We start from the raw sequence: 21,027 nt of genomic DNA on the forward strand, positions 1-21,027 counted from the left end.
ATGACATTTGCCAAGGGCCTCATGCTGGTCAATCGCGATGCGGGCGGGGTCGATCTGGCGTTCCGCGCTGATGTGCTGGCGGGGCTTGCGGCCGAGCAGAAGGCCATCCCGGCGCGCTGGTTCTATGACGATGCCGGATCGCAGCTGTTTGAGGACATCACGCAGCTCCCCGAATATTACCCGACCCGCGCCGAGACGGCGATCCTGCGCGGTCGGTCGGAAGAGATTGCCGAGCTGATCGGACCGGGCCGGGCGGTGGTGGAGTTCGGCTCGGGCTCATCGGTCAAGACGCCCTTGCTGCTGTCGGCGATCTCGCCCTCGGCCTATGTCCCGCTCGACATCGCGGGCGATTTCCTGCGCGCGTCCTCGGCGGCGCTGGCTGAGAAGTTCTCGGGCCTGCCGGTCTATCCGGTCGAGGCCGATTTCATGCGCCGGGTCGAGCTTCCCGCAGAGGTCGCCAGCCTGCCCAAGCTCGGCTTCTTCCCCGGCTCGACCATCGGCAACATGATCGCCCGCACCGCCACCGATCTGCTCCGCTCAATGCGCGAGACTTTGGGGGAGGGCGCACTGCTGCTGATCGGGATGGATCTGGTGAAGGACGAGGGCGTCCTGCTCGCCGCCTATGACGACGCGGCAGGGGTGACCGCGCAATTCAACCTCAACCTGCTGACCCGCATCAATCGCGAGCTGGGCGGAGACATTCCGGTGGACGCCTTCCGCCATGAAGCGCGCTGGAATGACACCTTCGCGCGGATCGAGATGCATCTGGTTGCGCGGCACGATCTCGCTTTCACGGTCAACGAGCAGGTCTTCTCCATGCGGGAGGGGGAGAGCATCCACACCGAGAACAGCCACAAGTTCACCAAGCGGTCGGGTCAGATGCTGCTGGCGGCGGGCGGCTGGGAGCCACGGGCGCGCTGGACTGACGAGGCGAAGCAATTCTCCCTGCTGCTGGCCGAAGCCCGCGCGCCGCGGTCTGCGCCGTGAAACTTCGCCGTTGCCTGTGCGTTGGCGCAGGATGGACGAACAGTGTGATATTCTGATGATCGGCGGCGGCATGGCGGGACTTTCCGCGGCCACCGCTTTGGCGGCTGCGGGTCAGCGGATCATCGTGCTCGACAAGGGCCGCGGCCCGGGCGGCCGCATGGCGGCGCGGCGGGCGGAGATCGGCGGCGCGCAGGTCGGTTTCGATCACGGTGCGCAGTATTTCACCGCCCGCGACGCAGCATTCCGCGAGGCGGTGGCGGCGTGGGAAGCGGCAGGCGTTGCCGCCCGATGGCCTGCGGCGGGCACGGATGCGTGGGTCGGCACGCCGGGGATGAACGCCTGTGTAAAGGCGATGGCCGAGGCATTGGACGTGCGCTGGGGCCTCCGAGCCGAGCGATTGGAGCGCAGCGGTGCGGTTTGGCGGATCGCGACAGGCGATCAGAGCTTCACCGCCGCTACGGTGCTCGTGGCTGTCCCTGCCGAACAGGCCGCCGTGCTGCTGGCTGAACCTGCGCCCGAACTCGCAACGCTGGCGGGGAATGTCCCATCCGCGCCGTGCTGGGCCGTCATGGCAGGGTTCGATGCACGGCTGCCGGTTGCTGCGGACACCTACCGGTCCGATACCGGCCCCGTCAGCTGGGCCGCGCGCAACTCGGCAAAGCCCGGGCGTGGCGGGGTGGAGACCTGGGTGATCCACGCCTCGCCCGCCCGCAGCCGGGAACTGATCGACCTGCCCAAGCATGAGGTTGCAGAAATTCTGCTAGCCGACTTCTTCGCCGCCACCGGCGCTGCGCCGGCCGTGCCGCAACATCTCGACGCGCATCGCTGGCTGTACGCCCTGCCGCAAGCGCTGCGGGGCGAAGGCGCGCGCTTCGACGCCGCTTTGCGGATCGGGATCACAGGCGATTACCTTCACAGCCCGCGGGTGGAAGGGGCGTGGCTGTCAGGCCGCGCGCTCGCGCAGGCGGTGCTTCAGGAGCGGGTCGCCAGCACGTCGTAGTGATGCCCGCGCCCGTATTTGGCGAAGCGGGTAAAGCCGCTGGCACGTAGCAGAGTCTCGATCTCGCGCGCGCTGGCCCAGCGGTCATCGACCTCGTAGAAAATGGCCTGAGCCCGCGCAAAGGCCTTGGTCTTGGCGAGTTCGGCGATGACCACCGCCTCCAGCCCCTCGACGTCGATCTTGACGAATATCGGCAATTCGCCCGCCAATAGCGGATCGACCAGCGGCGCGTCGATGGTGTGGATCACTACGCCGCCACCGCTCTGTCCTTCGCGTCCGGCCAGCGTTGCCGTGCCGGTATGGTCAGCGGCGACGCTGATCTCCACGGCGCCCACCTTGTCGGCAATAGCGAGCTGGTGTAGCACCGTGCGCTCTGCCCCGCCATTCAGCGCCACATTCGCCGTCAGCCGCGCATGGGTGGCAGGCACGGGTTCAAAAGCGATGATCTGTCGGCACGCGGGGTTCTGGGGGGCGATCAGCGAATAGAGCCCCTGATTGGCGCCGATATCGACAAACACGAACGGCTCCCGCTGGCCCAGCAGCAGGTCGGACAGATCGCTGCCATAAGTGCCGAAAATGCAATAACGGAAGGTCGTGTCCTGCCAGTTGGGCACCATCAGCACGCCGTAAGCCGAGCGCACCGGCCCATCGCCGCGCGCCGCCAACACTGGCGATAATGCGGCCGCCTTCAGCTTGCGCGCTGTCTTGACCACACCGTAACGCCAGAAATCGCCGAGACTACCCAAGAGGCTTGGTTCCTTTAAGAAACGCGCCAATCGCCTCCGCCGCCCGCTCGGCCGAGGCGCGCTCGCTGAGAGAGAAGGTCGCGTCGATCAGCGCCTGCTGGGTCGGGACATAGTCGGGATGCGCAGCGACCGCAGCATCAATCGCATCAAGCAGATCGGCAGGCGAATCCAGCACCGGGCCCGCATGCCAGTGGAGGTAGCTCGGATCATCGTGCCAATCCACGCCGTGCGAGTTCAGGAACAGGCACGGACGGGGTGCGCGCAGGAACTCATAGACCTGGCTGCTGACATCACCGAGGTAGATATCCGCGCGGTTGGTGTAGCTCATGTCGCTGCTGGCGGCACTGCCGGTGTCGATGTGGATGCGGCGTTCGGCGCGGTACTGTGCGCCGGGCGGCACCACCCGCGCAAGGCTCGGCGGGTCGAGCGTGACCACCCACTTGCGCTCAAACAGCATCACGTGCGGCGCAAAGATCAGATTGTAGCGATCCTGATTGCGAAACGCCGCGATCACCGCCGCGCCATGTTTGAACCAGCTCGATAGCTTGGGCGAGGGATGGGGGTTGTAGATCACGGTTGGCCGCTCGGGCGCGGGGAAGGTATCCGCAAAGCGGTTCTTCGCGCACAGATCGAACTTGGGATAGCCGACCAGCGCAATCTGGTCCGGCGTGAGCCCGGCTTCCGCGATCAGCCGGTCGCGGATCTTGGGGCCGGAGACGAGCACCAGATCGAAACCGGCGCTTTCCTTGTTGAAGCCGATCGCCCGGTCGCCCGCACCGTGGCGGGTGTGGATTAGCTTGACGTTGTCCAGACCATAGAGGGTCTTGAGCAGAAGGGAGGTCTTTTCCGAGACAACCACCGCATCAAAACTGGCAAAGAAATCGAGATTGTCGCGGTAGATGAGCAGTTTGCGCGCCGGAACCACCCGCTCAAGCAAGCTCGCAAGCGCTTGCGAGCCGCTCTGCTTGAGAGTGAGCCGCACCAGTTCCACTTTTGCGAGCAGCGCAGGATCGGCCTGCCGCTTGATCTCGGCCCTCATCGCAGGCTTGGTGTAAGCGAGGACGATCTGGTGTTCGCTCCGCGCCGCCAGCGCCATCGCAATGGGGAGCGAATGCGCCAATTGGTGCGTCTGATCATGGTTGAACAGGAAACAGATGCGGCTCATGCGGCGGCCTGGCCCTGTTCAGGCGTGCTCCAATCGACCTGCGTCCAGCCGCGCTGCACCTTGGCGTAGCGGCCGACCAGCACGCCGGTGTCGGCATAGTTCAGGATCGGCGCATCGCTGGCGTGGTCGGTATAGGCGGTGAGGTGGCAATCCGTGCGGGTGAGGCCTTGGCTTGCCAGCCAATCCTCGACGCGGGCGACCTTATGCGCGCCGTAATTGTTCTCACCGTCGATCAGCGCGAGGAGGTTGCCCGCACCATCGCGCTGGTGGCGGGTGGCGATACAGGCCTCAAACCCGAGCGCCTGCGCCAATGCCTCGGCGTAGATTTCCGGCGCCGCCGTGACGAGGACAAGGCGAACGCCCGCCGCCCGGTCGGCGGCGATCTTTGCCCGCGCACCCGGCTGGATATTGCGCGCCAGCTGCCGGGCGACGAAGGCGTCGATCCGGGGTTGCAACCGCCCATTGCGCACCTCGCGCCCGACCAGCAGGCGCAGGCCGAACTGCTTGAGCGGCTTTCTCCCGTAAAATTTCGCCTTGTAGCCCAGCATCGCCAACACCCACAGTGGTACGCCGAGCAGCCGTAACGGATTGCTGCTTGCTGCCATATGGACGAGAAACGGCGTGAAGGTCGGCGCGTGGGTCACCGTGCGGTCGAGATCATAGAGGGCAATGCGCTGCACCGGCAGTCAGCCCCGTTCTGCCAGCAAGCGCTCGGCCAGCGCGTGATCCTCGACCTTGTCGACATCGACACCCATGCGCCCGTCGCTGAGCAGCACCGGCGCGGCGCTCGCGCCAAGCTTCGCGCCTGCGGCCGCGAGCGCTTGGTGGACGGTCATTCGCCGCAGCAGGAGTTTGGCCATCAAGACCGGACCAAAGTGGGAGGCGAGCCGCAGCACCGATTTGCGATCCTGCTCGACGCGCTCCCAGAACGCCAGCGCATTGCGCGCCGCCGGGCCGGTCAGGGCGAACAGGTTCGCGCCGGTGTAGGCGCCGCCCTTGAAGGCCAGCCACGTCCGCCGGTTGGGGCCGACAGCGGCTTCCAACCGGGCGCGCTCGACCATCGCCACGCTGACGTCGCTCGCCCCGGCACCCGCGATGAATTCGGCAAGGGTGGCGGGCGTCAGCATCACATTGTCGGCGGTGGTGACCAGCACTGGCAGGCCAATCGCCGGATCATTCACGGCTGCGAGAACCGAGCCGCTGATCGTGGGGCCTGAAACCTGAAACGTGATCCGCGGCTCTTCCACCGCCCAGGCCAGATCGGGGTGCGCTCGCAACCTGAGCGTGTTTTGCGCCAGCACGATGATCCGCGCGACCTGCGGGGTGTCGGCCAGCGCCATCAGCACCCGGCCCAGCATCAATTCACCGGCGACCGGCACCAGCGCTTTGGCGTCCAGCCCGAAATGCGCGGCCACCGGGTCAACGCCCGGGCGCTGTCCGGCCAGCACGAGCGCGGTCCAGCCGTGCGGATCGGGGGTCATGGCGGGGCGAAACCTCGGGGCGAACGGGGAGGGGCGACGTTTCCCCTTTCAAGCGCCGCCCGCGTTTGTCAAGAATCGCCCGCTAGCCGCGCGTCACGCTGCGATGGGTGCAGGGCAATAGCGCGCCAGATAATCGCCATGCCCCGGCATATGCTGGACGAGGTAGCGGATCGATCGTTCCATCTCGTCCACCTCCGTGCGGGTTGTGGCCGGATCGAGCGCGTCGGCCATTGCATTGTGGCCGCCCATGGTGATCCCCTGACCCATCATCACCGCCGCCCAGCTGGTTTCCGTGAACAATTCGTCCTCCTCGCGGAAGATCTGGCCGTTGGCCCGGAAAATCTCGACCTTTTCCTTGAGCGTGTCCGGGACGTCCATCGTGCGGACGTAATTCCAGAAGTCGGAATCGGTGCGCTGGGTGGCGTTGTAGTGCAGGATCAGGAAGTCGCGGATGCGGGCATATTCGCGCCCCGTCAGCCGGTTGAAGGTATCCTCCTGTACCTGTGTGATCCCGTCCAGCGAGAGCAGCGAGATCAGCTTGTCGATCCCGGTGTTGATGAGGTGGATCGAGGTCGATTCGAGCGGCTCCATGAAGCCCGCCGCAAGGCCCAGCGCGACGACATTCTTGTTCCAGAACTTCTTGCGCCGCCCGGTGACGAAGCGCAGCCAGTTGGGTTCGGCCTGCGGCTTGCCCGCGATATTGCCGAGCAGGATGTCGAGCGCTTGCTGGTCCTCCATGTAGCTCGAACAATAGACATGACCGTTGCCGTTGCGGTGCTGGAGCGGCACCTGCCATTGCCACCCGGCGCTGTGGGCGGTGGCGCGGGTGAAGGGCGGGGGCGGGCTGCCGTCCTCGCGCTGGCAGGGCAGGGCAACCGCGCGGTTGCAGGGCAGGTAGTGGCTCCAGTCGTCATAGCCGGTTTTCAGCGCCTGCTCGATCAGCAGGCCGCGGAAGCCCGAGCAATCGATGAACAGGTCGCCTGCAAACTGGCGGCCATCATCGAGCGTGACCCCGGTGACAAAGCCGCTCTCGGCATCGAGCGCGACATCGGCGACCTTCCCCTCCTGCCGCACCACGCCGCGTTCCTCGGCAAAGCGGCGCAGGAACGCGGCGTAACGGCCCGCATCAAGGTGGTAGGCGTAATTGACCGGCGGCAGATCTTCGCGCGCGTAATCTTCGGTCCGGGCGAACTTGCCGAAATAGGCAGCCATCGTTTCCAGATTGAAGACCTGGATCGGGCGCTTGTCTCCCGCCTTGTTCATGCGGTGCCAGACATGGTGGAAGCTGACCCCGCCCATCGTGTAGCCATAGGCGCCGAAGGGGTGGATGTAGCTTTCGCCCAGATTGCCCCAGTTTTCGAACTGGATACCCAGTTTGAAGGTGCCACCGACGGCCGCCAGCATCTCGCTTTCCTTGATGCCCAGCAGATCGTTGAAGCCCACAAAGGGTGGAATCGTTGCCTCGCCAACGCCGACCGTGCCGATGGCTTCGGATTCGATGAGCGTGATTTCCACAGCCCGCCCGGCCTTGATCCGCGACAAAGCCGCCGCCGCCATCCACCCGGCCGTTCCACCGCCGACGATGATAATCCGTTCTATTGCCACGTTTTCCCCAATCCCGATCGCGCCTCTGCGGGCTATTCCAGCGGGCGTTACATCACCCTGCGAAGTGTTGCCAGAATGCAATATGAACGCGAGATTACAAGTCTTGAGAACGCTCTCAAGATGCGCTAAGAATGTGCCGCAGCCCGCAGCGTCAGGCACGAATCTGTCGCGCGGCATGGGGAGAGATGAAACTTATGACCACCGCTAGTGTTGCGCCGCGTCGGCGCCCGTTCGCACTTGGGACCGCATCCTTGCTGGCGATTTCCGCGGCAACCGCGGCTCCTGCATGGGCGCAAGATGCTGGCGCCGCCGCGCAAGAGGCCCCCGCTTCCGAAGAGGAAGTGGGCGATATCATCGTCACCGGTTTCCGCGCCTCGCTGCAATCCGCTCAGAACATCAAGCGCAATGCCGATACCGTGGTCGACGTGATCTCGGCGGAAGATATCGGCGCGCTGCCCGACCGCTCGGTGGCGGAAACGCTCCAGCGTATCCCCGGCGTCAACATCGGCCGTTTCGAAAAGACGTCTGACCCCACGCGCTTCTCGGTCGAAGGCACGGGCGTGATCATTCGTGGCTTGCCCTTCGTCAGTTCGCAGCTGAACGGACGCGACATCTTCTCGGCCAATGGTGGCCGGGCGCTGAGCTTTGAAGACGTGTCGCCCGAACTTGTGGGCCGTGTCGAAGTCTACAAGAACATTACCGCCGACCAGATCGAAGGCCATATCGCGGGCCTCGTCAACCTCGTCACCCGCAAGCCGCTCGACCGGCGCGGCTTCCATGTCGCTGGATCGATCGAAGCGAACTACGGCGATCTGCGGCAAGAATGGTCGCCGACCTACAACATCCTTGCCTCGAACACCTTCGATACCGGACAGGGCACCTTCGGGCTTCAGCTGAGCTATTCGAAGTCGAAGCTGAAGAGCCGGACCGATGCCTCGCAGCTGGTCGATTACTGCTATCGTCCGGCCGACCTTTCCGGCGGCTGTGCGCGCATTTTCAACCTCAACTCGGGCGGGTTCGGCGATGTGCCCAACTTCACGCCGGAAAACTTCCCGCCGGCCAACTCGGTCGTCGTGCCGCAGTTCGCCAACGTGCGTTCGACCACGCTGGATCGCGATCGCGAGGCGATCTCGGCGATCGGTCAGTTCGAAACGCTGGATGGCGATCTGGTGATGACGCTGGAATACCTGCGTTCGGAAACGACCTTTGCTACGGAGGAATATGCGCTGCTTGGCCGGATCGACGATGGCGTGTCGACCAACCAGCCGCGTCCGGGCACCAATTTCGAATTTGATGCAAACGGCAACTTCGTCAGCGGCATACTCACGCAGAATGTCGGCAATGCCTATGCCAACCCGTTCGGCCGCGGTGGTATCCCCACGGATTCGCTGCGCTTCCTGCGTGAAGTCAATTCGGTCACGCAGGACATCTCGTTCGACGCGAAGATGAACTTCACCGAGCGCTTCCGCGGCAAGGTCGAGCTGCAGAGCCTCAACTCGAACCTGCGCCGCGATGCGGTGTTCGGCGCTTTGAGCACCTGGAGTGACATCTCCATCGATCTGCGGGGCAAGACGCCGGATATCCAGTTCCTGGCTCCGGTCGGCGCACCCACCGATTACTTCACCAGCGGGCGCAATAACTATTACTGGTTCGGTCTCGACAGCCGCGAGGCGAATGAGGGCGAATTGTTCAGCCTTGCCGGCAGTCTCGAATATGACCTCAGCGACGATGGGTTCTTCCGCAAGGTCGAGGTTGGCGGTCGCTGGGCGGCGCGTGATCGTATCAACCGCAACACCAATTTCAGCACCTGGGGCAACCTTTCGGCACCCTGGGCCGGACGGGCGGGCTGTGCACCGTGGAACGAAGGTCCGGGCTGCGCTGCGACTGGCGGGTTCCAGCCGGGCCGCTTCTTCACCGGTCTGCCCGGGCAGGAATTCGCGATCGCGGGTGGTGTCTTCACCGATGAAGTTCCCGATGCATCTGCCTATCGCACGCCCTTTGCCGACAACTTCCAGCGGGGCGAGGCCAGCACCCCGATCGCGGGCGGCGGTGCGTTCTTCTATGGCGGGGATGACTTCCTTGGCGAATATCTGTCGGGCGTGACAGATCAGCAGTGGGACCAGATCAGCACCCTTGGTCAGTCGCCGGAACGCTTCAACCTCGGCGTCAATGGCCGCACCCGTGTGCTGCTGGATGGTACGACGGTGGCCTGCGGTCCGTTCTGCCCCGGGGAAGTTTCGGATGTCACCGAAATTACGTCGGCCGCCTATGCGCGCCTTGATTTCGGTACCGATTTTGGCGGAGGCGCTTCGCTCGCGGGGAATATCGGCCTGCGTTACGTCCGCACTAACGTCAGCAACAATTCGCTGCTGGCCTTCCCCGATCCGGCGCGCTTCGATGCAACCTCGGTCGGCGGCAATGGCGACGGCACGGTGCAGGTGGCTGAAATCGCCGCCGCCTGCCGCGGGGCTGGCCCGGGCGTGCCGCAGCAGGTCTTCTGCCAGCTCACCGGTTCACGCCTCGCCGAATTTGCGGCCCTGCACACCGGCGCCCTCATCCGCGACGATCGCGACATCAACTTCGATCACTTCCTGCCAGCCCTCAACGTCCGCTACGACAACGGCAGCGGGATCGTTGTTCGCGGTGCAGTGTCGAAGGGGATCAGTCGTCCCGACCTGAACCTGTTCAACGCAGGCGGTGTGCTGGGCTTCAGCGGCCGCGTGACGGATGGGCCGCTGCTCTCCGTGGCAACCGGGAACCGCAATTTGCGGCCGACCGAATCCTGGAACTACGATCTCAGCGCAGAGTGGTATTTCGGCAAGCTCGGCCAGCTGAGCGCGGCCTTCTTCGTCAAGGATATCAAGGGGATCGTTACCAACGGAACGGGCCTCGTCAATTACGACCCGCCCAATGGCGATACCGAAGAAGTGATCATCAATGGTCCGGCCAACGATCTCTCCGGTGTTCTTAAGGGTCTCGAACTGGCCTACCAGCAAACCTATGACTTCCTGCCCGGACTGCTGAACGGACTCGGGATGGCCGTGACGTACACCTACGTCGACGGCAGCGATTTCCCGAACCCGAACATCTCGGGCATCGGTTCGCCCTCGGTCAATTCGAGCGGACAGCCGCTCAACAATGGCCCGTTCGCCGGTCAGCTGCCGCTTGCCGGGATTTCCAAGCACACGGTCAACGCCACGCTGTTCTATGAAAAGGGGCCGCTGTCGATGCGCGCCGCCTATAACTGGCGCAGCGCCTTCCTGGTGACGCAGCGGGACGATCTCTTCCCCTTCGCGCCGATCTTCCAGGAGGCCGGCGGCCAGCTTGACGGGACGATCCTTTACAGCCTGACCGACAACATCAAGCTGGGCGTGCAGGGCGTGAACCTGCTCGACGAGACCACCCAGCTGTCGACGGTCATCGACTATGACGGAACGCGTCCGATCAGTGCGGTGTTCCGCAATGATCGCCGCTACACCTTCATCGCCCGCTTCGACTTCTGATCAGAGAGTACGATATGACAATCGCAGGGCTGCTGAAGGCGGGGACGCTGACAGCGGCCCTGCTGCTTTTGGGGGCGACGGCCCCGGGTGAGAAGCAAGCGCTCGCTCCGCTGGAAGGGGCGGGCTGGGAGCTGGTATGGGCCGACGAGTTTGAAGGCACGGCGCTCGACCGCTCCAAGTGGACGCCCGAAGTCTCGTGCTGGGGCGGCGGCAATGCGGAACGGCAATGCTACACTGACCGGCCGGATAATATCGCGGTCGAAGGCGGGATGTTGCTGCTGAAGGCGCGCAAGGAGCGCTTCACCGGCCCCGCGCGTCCGCCCGAGATTGCAGAGCATGGCAACCCGAGCGTTACCCAGTCGCACACCTCCGGAAAGGTTCGCACGATCGGCCAGCACGCGTGGAAATATGGCCGGATCGAAGTGCGCGCCAAGGTGCCGCCGGGGCAGGGAACATGGCCGGCGGTATGGATGATGCCGGAAGACAACGTCTATGGCGCGTGGCCGCGCTCGGGCGAAATCGACATTCTCGAAGCGGTCAATATCGGCGCCAAATGCAAGCAATGCGAAGGCGGTCGCGGCGAAAACCGGACCATCAGCGCGCTCCATTTCGGCGATTTCGCGCCGCAGAACAAATTTGTCGATCACCGCAATGCGCTGCCCGATCTGGCCCTGCCGTCAGATGATTTCCACGTCTATGCCGTCGAATGGGGCGAGGGGCTGATCCGTTTTCTGGTGGATGACCGGGTGCATCTCACCGTCACGGCCGAACAGTGGAGCACTGCCGCAGCGAACGCCAAGGGCCGCCCGGCGGCGCCGTTCGATCAACCCTTCTATGTTATGGCCAACCTTGCCGTGGGCGGTCGATTGTCGGAAGAAAACAATGCCAAGGGGCTTGCAGCGGATACCTTTCCCGCGCAATTCGCAATCGACTGGATCAGGGTCTATCGCTGCGCCAGCGATCCGGCGACGGGACGCGCGTGCATGCGGTAAACGGGACGAGGTTTGACGGGCAATGGCGCGGGTGCGCAAGACAGTCACGATCAGGGATGTCGCGGAGGATGCGGGCGTTTCGCTCCAGACCGTAAGCCGGGTGGTGAACGGCGGGCCGAACGTGCGACCACAGCTGCGCGACAAGGTGCGTGCCTCGATTGACCGGCTGGGTTATGTCCCCAGCCTCGCCGCCCAGCGGATGAGCGGATCGCGCTCCTACATCATTCTCGCCATCAATGACCGGGAACGCACGCTGGCCGATTGGCGCGCGCGGCTCGGTACGGACTGGGTCGACCAGATGCTGCTTGGCGGGATCCTGACCTGCTCGCAGCACGGCTACCGGATGATGGTGGAGCTGGTCGATACCCATTCCGATCACGTCGAGCGTGAATTGGGCGCGGCGCTGTCCGCCTTGCAGCCCGATGGCGTGCTCCTCACCCCGCCGCACTCGGAAAACCGTCTGATCACGCAGCTTCTGGCTGAGCGGAACATTCCCTTTGCCCGCATCGGCTCCAATGCGCCCGGGCCCGGCATCCCGCTGACCATGGGTGATGAAAGCGCAGCGCATCTCGCCACGTCGCGGCTGATCGAGCTCGGCCACCGGCGCATCGCGATGATTGCGGGACCTCCGCAATACAGCCTGAGCGGTTGGCGGATCGATGGCTGGAAGCGCGCGCTGGACGAGGCGGGTCTGCCGCATGACGGACTGCTCGAAGTGGGCGACTTCGGCTATGCCTCCGGCACCCGCGCTGCGCGCGCCCTGCTGGATCGCCACGCCGATCTGACCGCGATCATCGGATCGAGCGACCAGATGACCCTTGCCGCGCTGGAGGTCGCACGTGACCGGGGGCTGTCGGTGCCGCACGACCTTTCGCTCATCTCTTTCGATAACACCCCGATCGTGCGCTTCTCCCAGCCGCCGCTCACCGCGGTCGATCAACCGATTGCCGAGACAGTCAGCCGCGCGGTCGAACAGTTGATTGCGCGCGGGCCGGACGGCGATGATGACGCGGTGATCGAAGTCGCTGCCGGTCTGGTCGAACGATCCTCCACCGCGCCGCCCCCCGTCGAGGCACCCGCTCAGGCTCACGCCCACGCGCCGGGCCGGGCTTGAACGCCGCCCCAGCCGATCCGCCGCCGCAGCGCCAGCCCGGCTGGTTCCTCGCGCTGTTTGCGCTGGCGGCGGCGGGCGGGGCGGTCGCCTATGTCCCGCTGCTGACAGTGCTGTTGCCGCAGCGGATCGCCGATCTACAAGGGAGCGAGGATGTCGCCGCACTGGCGCAGGTCACCTTCCTCGGCGCGCTGATGGCGAGCCTCGCCAATATCGCGGTCGGTATGCTCAGCGATTACACGCGTATGCGCCGACCGTGGATCATCGTTGGCCTGATCGCCTCCAACCTGCTGCTGCTCGCCGTTGGCAAGGCGCAGAGCGTCACGTACATCATCGTGCTCGTGATGGTCTGGCAGGTCGCGCTCAACCTGATGCTCGCGCCGCTGATGGCCTGGGCAGGCGATTGCTTTCCAGACGAACAGAAGGGCGTGCTGGGCGGCGCGCTGGCGCTCTCGCCCGCGTTGGGCGCGCTGGCGGGATCGCTCGTGACCTATGCGGGTCTGGTTGCGCCCGAAGCGCGGTTGATGCTGGTCGCGGTGCTGGTGAGCGCGCTGGTGCTGCCCGCGGTGGTGCTGGGCAAGGGGCGAGAGCGTCCTGCCCTGATGGAACCCATCCTGCGCACCCGCGAACCCCGCCCCTTCCGCCAAAGGGTTGTCGCGCGCATGTGGGCCGCGCGGCTGCTGGTGCAGGTCGCGGAAGGCGGGATGTTCGCCTTCCTGCTTTACTGGTTGCGTTCGCTTGCACCCGATTATCCCGAAAACGGCGCGGCCAATATCTTCAGTGCCGTGCTGGTCTGCGCAGTGCCCATATCGCTGCTGCTGGGGCGCTGGTCCGACCGGCACGGCCGCCCGATCCAGCCGCTGGTGGCGACCGCGGTGCTGTGCGCCTGCGGGATGCTGGTGATGGCGGCGGCGGAGACGCTGGCGCTGGCGATTGCGGGCTATGTCCTGTTCGCAATCGCGGCGGCGATCTTTCTCGCGCTCCACGCCAGCCAGACCCTGCGCGTCCTGCCCGCCCCGCAGCACCGCGCGCGCGATCTGGGCGTGTTCAACCTCACCAACACGGTGCCGGGCATGGTGATGCCGTGGCTCACCGTGTTGCTGGTCCCGCGCTTCGGTTATGGCGCGCTGTTCGTGCTGTTTGCCGCCCTGTCGCTGGGGAGCGCGGCGCTGCTGGCGAGCTTTGCCCGCCGAAGGTGATGCCTGCGCTTGATGCTTGCCAAAGCGGGCGAGCGGCGGCATAGATTGATAACGTTCACAAAGAAAATCGCGGTCTTGGGAGGGACTGAGTGCATGGCACGAAACGGGTTTGGGCCGCTGGCCTGCGGGGCGGCGCTGGCGGCGCTTTTGGCCGGGTGCAGCACGGCGCCGGATGTGCGCTCGGCGAGCGAGACAGTGCCCGCATCGGCGGACGCGAACACGGCCGAGGGTTTGCTCGCCCGGATGAGCCTCAAGCACAAGGTCGCGCAACTGGTGATGCCGGACATCGGCTCGATCACCCCGGCCGATGTGCGCAAATACCGCTTCGGCACGATCCTCAATGGCGGCAATTCCGGTCCCTATGGCAATGACAAGGCCCCGGCGGCCGACTGGCTGAAGCTGGCGGACGAATACTGGGCCGCCTCCACCGCCCCGCTGCCCAAGGGTGAACCGGCGATCCCGGCGGTCTGGGCGACCGACGCTGTGCACGGCCATGCCAATGTCGTGGGCGCGACCGTTTTTCCGCACAATATCGCCCTCGGCGCGACCGGGGATGCGGACCTGATCCGACGCATCGGCGCGGCCACTGCGGTCGAGATCGAAGTGACCGGGATCGACTGGACCTTCGCGCCGACGATTGCCGTGGCGCGGGATGACCGCTGGGGCCGCACCTACGAAAGCTATTCGGAAAATCCCGCGCTGGTCACCACGCTGGGCGCGGCGATGGTCGAAGGCCTGCAAGGACGCCCGGGCGAACCCGGCTTCCTCGGCGAAGGCAAGGTCGCTGCCACTGCCAAGCACTTCTTCGGCGACGGCGGTACTGCGCAGGGCGTCGATCAGGGCGACGTCAACGGCGATCTCAAGGAATTGATGGCGATCCACGCTGCGCCTTACCCGGCGGCGATCAAGGCTGGGGTCGCCAGCGTCATGGCGAGCTTCAACTCGATCAACGGCACCAAAATGCACGGCAACGCACCGCTGCTGACGGGCGAGCTGCGCGGCGCGCTGGGCTTTGGCGGTGTCGTGGTGGGCGACTGGAACGGCCATGGGCAGGTCGAAGGCTGCACCAACGGCAACTGCCCGCAGGCGCTGCTGGCGGGGCTCGATGTCTATATGGTGCCCGAGGATTGGAAGGCGCTCCACGCATCGCTGCTGAAGCAGGTCAAGGACGGCACGATCCCGATGGCGCGGCTCGATGAAGCGGTGCTGCGGGTGCTGCGGCTGAAGCAGCAGCTCGGCATTTTCGCGGGCGAGGTGAAGCCTTCCGCGCGTCCACTGGGCGGCAAGTGGGACAAGCTCGGTTCGGCGGAACACCGCGCGATTGCGCGTGAGGCGGTGGCGAAGTCGCAGGTGCTGCTCAAGAACGCGGGCGTGCTGCCCTTGAAGGCGGGCGCGCGGATCGAGGTGGCTGGGCGTGCGGCGGACAATGTGCCGCAGCAGGCGGGCGGCTGGTCGGTGACATGGCAAGGCGGTGGCGATCTGACCGCGGCCGATTTCCCCGGCGCGACCTCGATCTATGCGGGCATCGCCGCGGCGGCCAAGGCAGGCGGGGGCGAGGCGGTGCTGGCGCCTAAGGGCAACGCCACCAGCAAGCCCGATGTCGCGATCGTCGTCTTCGGTGAGGAACCCTATGCCGAATTCGTCGGCGACCGGAAGGATCTCGCCTTCCGCGACGAAGAAGGCCTGACGCTGCTCAAGTCCTACCGCGCGCGCGGCATTCCGACCGTGGCCGTGTTCCTTTCGGGCCGGCCGATGTGGGTCAACCGCGAGCTCAACGCCGCTGACGCGTTCGTCGCCGCCTGGTTGCCGGGCAGCGAGGGCGCGGGCGTGGCCGATGTCCTGTTCGGCGCACGGCCTGCCACCGGGCGGCTCTCGTTCAGCTGGCCTGCGCATTGCGACGGCACGCCGGTGAATGGGCCCAAAGGCGCGCTGTTCCCGCTGGGCTACGGCCTCGATCTCGGGGCGAGTGCGCCGTTTGTTCCGCTCGATGAGACCTGCGCCGCGCTTTCAGCGGATACCGGCGCGGTGTGGTTCGCGAACGGCAAGCTCGGGATGCAGGTGCAGGCGGTGGCGGACAATGCACTGCTCCCCGATCTGCGCGGTGCGGGCAACGGCATCACGGCAACCGGCATCGATCGCAAGGCGCAGGAAGACGCGCGCAAGATCGCCTTTGCGCCGGGCGCCAGGCTCTCCCTGACCGGGCCGGACAGCGTCGCTGCCTGGCGCATCACCTATCAGGTCACCACGCGGCCCGGCGCGGCCGTAACGGTGACGGCGGGCGGCAAGGTGCTCGATATTACCCAGCGCCTCTCGGTTGCCGAGGGCAAGGGCTGGCGCGAGATGGTGCTGAGCGCGCAGTGTCTCGGCACGACGGGCGGCAATCTGACCTTCGCCTCGAAGGGGGCTTTCACGGTGCAGATCAGCGAGATCGCGCGGGATGAGGGCGCCGCCGAAGCGGAGTGCTCGTTCTAGGCGTTGATGATCCCCGCGAGCGGTGCAGCGCTGCGACCGGGGAACAGCCGCGCCATCGCCAGCGTGGGATCGAGCCGCAGATGCTCGGCCACGGCGCCTGCGATCACGCTTTCCAGCGCGATGGTGGGCGCGAGGTCGCGGCCTTCGTATAGCTGGCCGTCTGCGAGGCCCGGCCAGTCGGCAATCACCCGTCCGCCGCGCACCGCGCCGCCCATCACCAGCGCCGCCGACGCCGTGCCGTGATCGGTGCCGCCCGTGCCGTTGAGCCTCGCCGTGCGGCCAAACTCGGTGGCGACCACCACCATGGTGTCCGCCCAAGCCGCGTCCATGCCCGTGCGATAGGCCGCCAGCAGCGCATCGAGCTGCCGGGCGGAGCGGGCGAAGGCCCCGCGCTGATTGGCGTGGGTGTCCCACCCGCCGAGCTCGATCATCCCGAACCGCGCGCCGCCTGCCCCGCGCATGAGTGACGCAGCAAGCTCCCCTGCCGCGCTGGCATCGCGCAGGTTTGTGAGGCCGTCATCCGCCGCCATGGCCCGTGTCTCCAAGGCGCGCGCCCACAGCGGGCCAAGCTCGCCATCGGCGCCGTAAAGCAGGCTGACCCGCGCCAGCAGATCCTCGCTCGCTTGCGGCAGGGCGGAGGGCGCGTAGTTCGATACCGGCGCTTCGCCGCGCAGCGCCAGCGGCACGGCAGAGGCAATCGCCAGTGCGCGCAGGGGCGCAGGGGCGTCCTCGTTCATCAGCCCGACGAGCCGGTTGAGCCAGCCGTCCTTGGTCGCATAGGGCGCGGTGCCGCCGCTCTCCAGCAGGTTCTGCCCATCGAAGTGCGAACGCGCGCGATAGGCGGTGGCCGCAGCGTGAACGAACAGCGCCTCGCCCGCCGTCGTCGCCTTGGCGATTTCCGCCATCGCGGGGTGCACCGCGAAGAAGCTGCCAATGCGGGGCGCGCTGTCGTAATCGGCGAGGGCCGCGCCGCGCAAAGCCGCGAAGCCCGGATCGCCGACCGGCGCGAGCACCGCCATTCCGTCCGCCGCGCCGCGCAGCAGCACGAACAGCAGATTGCGGCTTCCGGTGCCTTGGGCAAAGGCGAGGCGGGGCAGGGCGAGGCTGCCTGCTCCGATAAGCGATCCGGCGAGCAAGGAGCGGCGATCAAATCCGGCGGTCATGGCGTCTATCTCCGCATCATTTCGGGCGAAACCAGCAGCAGCGCGAGGGCTTGCTGGCCGCTTTCGGCGCGCTTCAACTGGGTGAGCGTGGTCTCGCCCAGCGCGCCGGGGAAGGCCACCTCGGCGCGGGGGATCACGCCATCGTGCGGCGCATTGCGCGCGATCCGTTCGGCCAGTTCCACCCGGCGGATCAGCGCGTCTGGCCCGGCCCAGCTGGCAGCATCATCATCATATCCGGCAGGCGAGGGCGCGCGCCACGGCACCTGCCCCAGCTCGGTCAAAGCGCCGACGATCCGCTGCGGGGGGAGGGTGGTGGTGCCGGTCAGCCGCAGCGCGGCGATGAGCCATTCGAACGGGGCGCGGAACTTGACCGGGCCGGGCGCCCATGCCTCCGGCGCTGCGATCAGGGTGCGGGTGAGGCTGGCGAGATCGCCGCCCGACGTCAGGAAATCCGCCTCCAGCCGCGCCACCAGCGCCGGTGGGGGCGTGTCTCCGGCGAAGTGCCGCGCAAACTTGGTTGCGATGTGCCGCGCAGTGGCGGGATGCGTGGCAAGATCGTCGAGGATCGCCAGCGCCTGCTTTGCCTCGCCCGCCGGATAGGTGCGCCCCAAGACCTGCCGCGCGCCCGGTTCATGCACCAGCGCGACAAACGCCGCGCCGCTTGGCTGATCCTCGGCAAAGCGGCCCACCCGGCCTATCCCCGGCACCGTCCACCCCGTGAGCGCGCGGGCGAGCTCGGTCACGTCGGTCTGGGTGTAGCCGCCGTCCACACCCAGCGTGTGCAATTCCAGCACTTCGCGAGCGAGATTTTCGTTGAGCCCGCGCGGACGCTGCTGATCGCCGCCCCGCTTTGCACGCCGCTGCGCGAAGGGCGCATTGGGGCCGATCGACTGGAACTGATCGAGATAGATCAGCATCGCCGGGTGCAGCACCGCCGCCTTGAGCATATCCGAGAACCGCCCCAGCACATGCGGGCGGATCGCGGTGAATTCGTGCGGGCCAGCCTCGAACTGGGTGCCGGGCTTCCCGACCGAGATGCTGAAATGGTTCGCCCAGAAATGCACCAGCCGCTCCACCATGGGGGCGGGGCTGGTGACGGCGGTGTTCACGCGCACCGCGATGTCATCGGCGAGCACGCGGCGCGCCTCGACCAGCTGTTGGCGATATGCGGGCGGCAAGCCATCGAGCGCGGCGGCGCGCGCCTCCTGCCGCGTCATCCCCTCGGCCATGGCGGGCGCGCCGGCCTGCTCCATCGCGGTCATCGCGCGGGCATCCTGCCGCAGCCGCCGCAGCAGTTCGAGCATTTCGCCGGTCCTGGCGCGGGTGTCCAGTCGGGCGGCGATGGCGGCGGGCGAGGGATCGAAAGCATCGAACTGGCGCAGCAGGAAAGCGCGCGGATCGCCCACCGCGCCGTCCTTTGCGCTGAAGCCATAGCCGAAGCGGTTGAGTGCAATGCTGGCCGGGCTCATCGGCGGGCCTTGCTGGCGGCGGTCACGCGCATGGCTGGGCTTCCTCGCTCTGCGAAATGGGGCGGCACGGCCACTGGCCATGCTACCCCTGATCAACGCCTGAATGGGCCTGATCCTTCGCGCGGGGATGCCGGAATTTTACGGCGTGACGATATCGAAGCCATGGGGCATCGGGTCGAGCGCATCGACCAGCGCCTGCAACGCCGCCTGATCGCCCTCGATCCTCACGCCGTCCATCCCCGCCACCGCGCTCACCGGCATCCGCACGAACAGCAGCGCCAGCAACGCGCGGCGCGGCCCGCGCAAGGTGACGTCGGCCTTGGCGGGCAGCGCCCCCACGCGGCCGATGATCGCCTGCTCGCCGACCTCAAGCATCGCGGCCTCCTTGCGATCGGTCAGATCAATCGCGACCGTGAACCCGCGCCGTCCCGGACGCTCGGGCGCGAACAGAGTGGCGGCAGAATCGAGCAATTCCTGCGTCGAAATCGCGGCGATCATGTCGTTGCTTTGCGCCGCGTTCATCGATGGGCGACCCCGCGTGAGATCGGACGCGGCGGAAAGGAACTGGTTGCGCCAGATCGCGCTCTCGGCCTGAAAGCCCTGCTGCTGATAGCTCTGCGCCAGCATCGCCTTGGCGGCCGCATTGTCCGGTGCGGCAAAGACGAGGTTCTGCAGAAGATCGGAGGCCCAGCGATAATCGCCCTCCGCCATCGCGTTCTGCGCCAACGCCAGCGTGCGATCCGCACCGCCTAGTGCCGCGATCAGCCGTGTGGCGCGTTCGACCGGGGGGTGGGCATGGAGATTGGCGGGCACCGCATCATACCAGCCCAGATAGAACTGGTAGATCGCCTTGGCGTTGTGGCTGACCGTGCCGTAATAGCCGTGGGTCGACCATTCCGCCGCCAGCCCGGGCGGGACGGCTTTCTCCAGCCCTTCGGCGATTTCATGCATGGTCTCGCCGCGGTTCATGCGGCGCACGGTCTGATCGTGGATCCAGCGGTAATTGTCGCGCTGGGCGGAAAGCCACGCTGTCCCCGCCTCGCGCCCGAAGATCGGCCAGCAATGGCTCGAAATCACGGCCTCGCTCTGCGGAGCATAGCGGGTCGCCGCCTCGTCCAGGTAATGCGCCCAGGCGCGCGCATCGCGCACCTTCGCCCCGCGCGGAGTGAGGATGTTGTGGAAGGAACAGGTCGCAATCTCGGCGGCGAGGAAGGTTTTTTCGGGCGCGATGAAGATGTTGAATTCGGACGGTGCTTCGGTCCCTGAGACAATCTGGAATTCAAGCGCGACGCCGTCCACTACCCGCCGGTCGCCGGTCGCAGCGACGGTGTCTGTCGGCGCGATCAGCGAAAGCGTGCCGGCCGAGAGACCCATGCCGATGCCGCTGCCCATCTGCCCGGTCGCACCTGGCGCGAGTCCGGTGCCGAACTGGAAGGCGGCGCGGCGCATCATCGCGGGCCCGGCCATGACGTTTTCGGACGTCGCTTCCTCCATGAAGCCCTCAGGTGCGATCACCGGCACGCGGCCCGCCGCCACGTCCGCCGGATCGACCACCCCGCGCGCCCCGCCGAAGTGGTCGCCGTGGCTGTGCGAATAGATCATGGCGCTGACCGGCCGCTGGCCCAGCGTCGCATTGACCAGCTCCATCGCCGCCTGCGCCGCTTCGACACTGGTCAGCGGGTCGATCACGATCCAGCCCGTGGCCCCGCGAATGATCGTCATGTTTGACACATCGAAGCCGCGCACCTGCCATACGCCCGCCGCCACCTGATAGAGCCCGTGATGCTTCAGATGGGTCATGTGCCGCCACAGGCTGGGGTTGACCGTGTCCGGGGCAGGGCCGGTGACAAAGGCATAGGCGGCAAGGTTCCAGACCGGCTTGCCCGCCGCATTGACGATCACCGGATCGCTGCGGGTGGCAAGGAAGCCGCGGGTCGAAAACGCGCTGTCGCGCGTGCCTTCGGCGGGCAGATTGGCCGCAACCTTGGCCTGCGCGGCGCGGGTCGACTCGCTCGCGGTAGGCGGCGACGGAGGCTCCTGCGCGGCCAGCATCGACGCGCACGGCAGCGCCCCCAGCAGCGCGAATGCCGCGCCTGCCCGCAATCCAGCGATGGTCATGATCATGTGTCCCCTC

At 66.4% G+C, this 21,027-nt stretch carries 15 protein-coding genes; 7 read left to right on the forward strand and 8 right to left on the reverse strand.

The window, feature by feature from the left end; all coding sequences use genetic code 11:
- Both egtD and ACLBKT_RS03685 read left to right on the forward strand, forming a co-directional pair.
- Positions 1 to 987: an L-histidine N(alpha)-methyltransferase gene (gene egtD / locus ACLBKT_RS03680; RefSeq protein WP_410181618.1), complete on the forward strand. Its 987-nt coding sequence runs from the start codon at positions 1 to 3 to the stop codon at positions 985 to 987.
- A 31-nt stretch (positions 988 to 1,018) separates the two neighbouring features.
- On the forward strand, positions 1,019 to 1,987 hold the full coding sequence (locus tag ACLBKT_RS03685) for an NAD(P)/FAD-dependent oxidoreductase (protein ID WP_410181619.1): 969 nt from the start codon (positions 1,019 to 1,021) through the stop codon (positions 1,985 to 1,987).
- On the opposite strand, the gene ACLBKT_RS03690 is transcribed toward ACLBKT_RS03685, so the two are convergent.
- The 5 genes from ACLBKT_RS03690 to ACLBKT_RS03710 all read right to left on the reverse strand — a co-directional run bounded on the left by ACLBKT_RS03690 (position 1,960) and on the right by ACLBKT_RS03710 (position 6,984).
- On the reverse strand, positions 1,960 to 2,733 hold the full coding sequence (locus tag ACLBKT_RS03690) for an FkbM family methyltransferase (RefSeq protein ID WP_410181620.1): 774 nt from the start codon (positions 2,731 to 2,733) through the stop codon (positions 1,960 to 1,962). The genes ACLBKT_RS03685 and ACLBKT_RS03690 overlap by 28 nt on opposite strands.
- The gene (locus ACLBKT_RS03695; protein WP_410181621.1) at positions 2,726 to 3,898 is read right to left on the reverse strand and encodes a hypothetical protein; all 1,173 of its coding nucleotides are present in this window, start codon (positions 3,896 to 3,898) and stop codon (positions 2,726 to 2,728) included. The genes ACLBKT_RS03690 and ACLBKT_RS03695 overlap by 8 nt, the downstream gene beginning before the upstream one ends.
- Entirely contained in the window at positions 3,895 to 4,578 is a 684-nt protein-coding gene (locus ACLBKT_RS03700) for an HAD family hydrolase (RefSeq protein ID WP_410181622.1), read from the reverse strand. The genes ACLBKT_RS03695 and ACLBKT_RS03700 overlap by 4 nt, the downstream gene beginning before the upstream one ends.
- Positions 4,579 to 4,584: 6 nt before the next feature.
- Positions 4,585 to 5,379: a nucleotidyltransferase family protein gene (locus ACLBKT_RS03705; RefSeq protein ID WP_410181623.1), complete on the reverse strand. Its 795-nt coding sequence runs from the start codon at positions 5,377 to 5,379 to the stop codon at positions 4,585 to 4,587.
- A gap of 93 nt (positions 5,380 to 5,472) precedes the next feature.
- Positions 5,473 to 6,984, reverse strand: a complete 1,512-nt coding sequence (locus tag ACLBKT_RS03710; RefSeq protein ID WP_410181624.1) for a tryptophan halogenase family protein — start codon at positions 6,982 to 6,984, stop codon at positions 5,473 to 5,475.
- Between the two features lie 251 nt (positions 6,985 to 7,235).
- Here ACLBKT_RS03710 and ACLBKT_RS03715 point away from each other — a divergent pair, with 251 nt between their 5' ends.
- The 5 genes from ACLBKT_RS03715 to ACLBKT_RS03735 all read left to right on the forward strand — a co-directional run bounded on the left by ACLBKT_RS03715 (position 7,236) and on the right by ACLBKT_RS03735 (position 16,261).
- Positions 7,236 to 10,487 (forward strand): TonB-dependent receptor, encoded by a 3,252-nt coding sequence (locus ACLBKT_RS03715; RefSeq protein WP_410181625.1) that lies wholly within the window; start codon positions 7,236 to 7,238, stop codon positions 10,485 to 10,487.
- A gap of 14 nt (positions 10,488 to 10,501) precedes the next feature.
- Entirely contained in the window at positions 10,502 to 11,479 is a 978-nt protein-coding gene (locus ACLBKT_RS03720; RefSeq protein WP_410181626.1) for a family 16 glycosylhydrolase, read from the forward strand.
- A 22-nt stretch (positions 11,480 to 11,501) separates the two neighbouring features.
- Positions 11,502 to 12,593: a LacI family DNA-binding transcriptional regulator gene (locus ACLBKT_RS03725; protein ID WP_410181627.1), complete on the forward strand. Its 1,092-nt coding sequence runs from the start codon at positions 11,502 to 11,504 to the stop codon at positions 12,591 to 12,593.
- Positions 12,590 to 13,789 (forward strand): MFS transporter, encoded by a 1,200-nt coding sequence (locus ACLBKT_RS03730; protein ID WP_410181628.1) that lies wholly within the window; start codon positions 12,590 to 12,592, stop codon positions 13,787 to 13,789. The genes ACLBKT_RS03725 and ACLBKT_RS03730 overlap by 4 nt, the downstream gene beginning before the upstream one ends.
- 93 nt (positions 13,790 to 13,882) lie before the next feature.
- A complete protein-coding gene (locus ACLBKT_RS03735) occupies positions 13,883 to 16,261 on the forward strand; it encodes a glycoside hydrolase family 3 N-terminal domain-containing protein (protein WP_410181629.1) in 2,379 nt (792 codons plus the stop codon).
- On the opposite strand, the gene ACLBKT_RS03740 is transcribed toward ACLBKT_RS03735, so the two are convergent.
- The 3 genes from ACLBKT_RS03740 to ACLBKT_RS03750 all read right to left on the reverse strand — a co-directional run bounded on the left by ACLBKT_RS03740 (position 16,258) and on the right by ACLBKT_RS03750 (position 21,011).
- Positions 16,258 to 17,424 (reverse strand): DUF1501 domain-containing protein, encoded by a 1,167-nt coding sequence (locus ACLBKT_RS03740; protein WP_410181630.1) that lies wholly within the window; start codon positions 17,422 to 17,424, stop codon positions 16,258 to 16,260. The two genes, ACLBKT_RS03735 and ACLBKT_RS03740, sit on opposite strands and share 4 nt — an antisense overlap.
- A gap of 5 nt (positions 17,425 to 17,429) precedes the next feature.
- Positions 17,430 to 18,893 carry a DUF1800 family protein gene (locus tag ACLBKT_RS03745; RefSeq protein WP_410181631.1) on the reverse strand — a complete coding sequence of 488 codons (1,464 nt, stop codon included), beginning with the start codon at positions 18,891 to 18,893 and terminating at the stop codon, positions 17,430 to 17,432.
- A gap of 138 nt (positions 18,894 to 19,031) precedes the next feature.
- Positions 19,032 to 21,011, reverse strand: coding sequence for an alkyl/aryl-sulfatase (locus ACLBKT_RS03750; RefSeq protein WP_410181632.1), 1,980 nt, complete (start codon positions 21,009 to 21,011; stop codon positions 19,032 to 19,034).
- Positions 21,012 to 21,027: the final 16 nt, after the last annotated feature.

It is taken from the genome of Erythrobacter sp. W302b, assembly GCF_046452395.1.
Lineage (GTDB): Bacteria > Pseudomonadota > Alphaproteobacteria > Sphingomonadales > Sphingomonadaceae > Erythrobacter.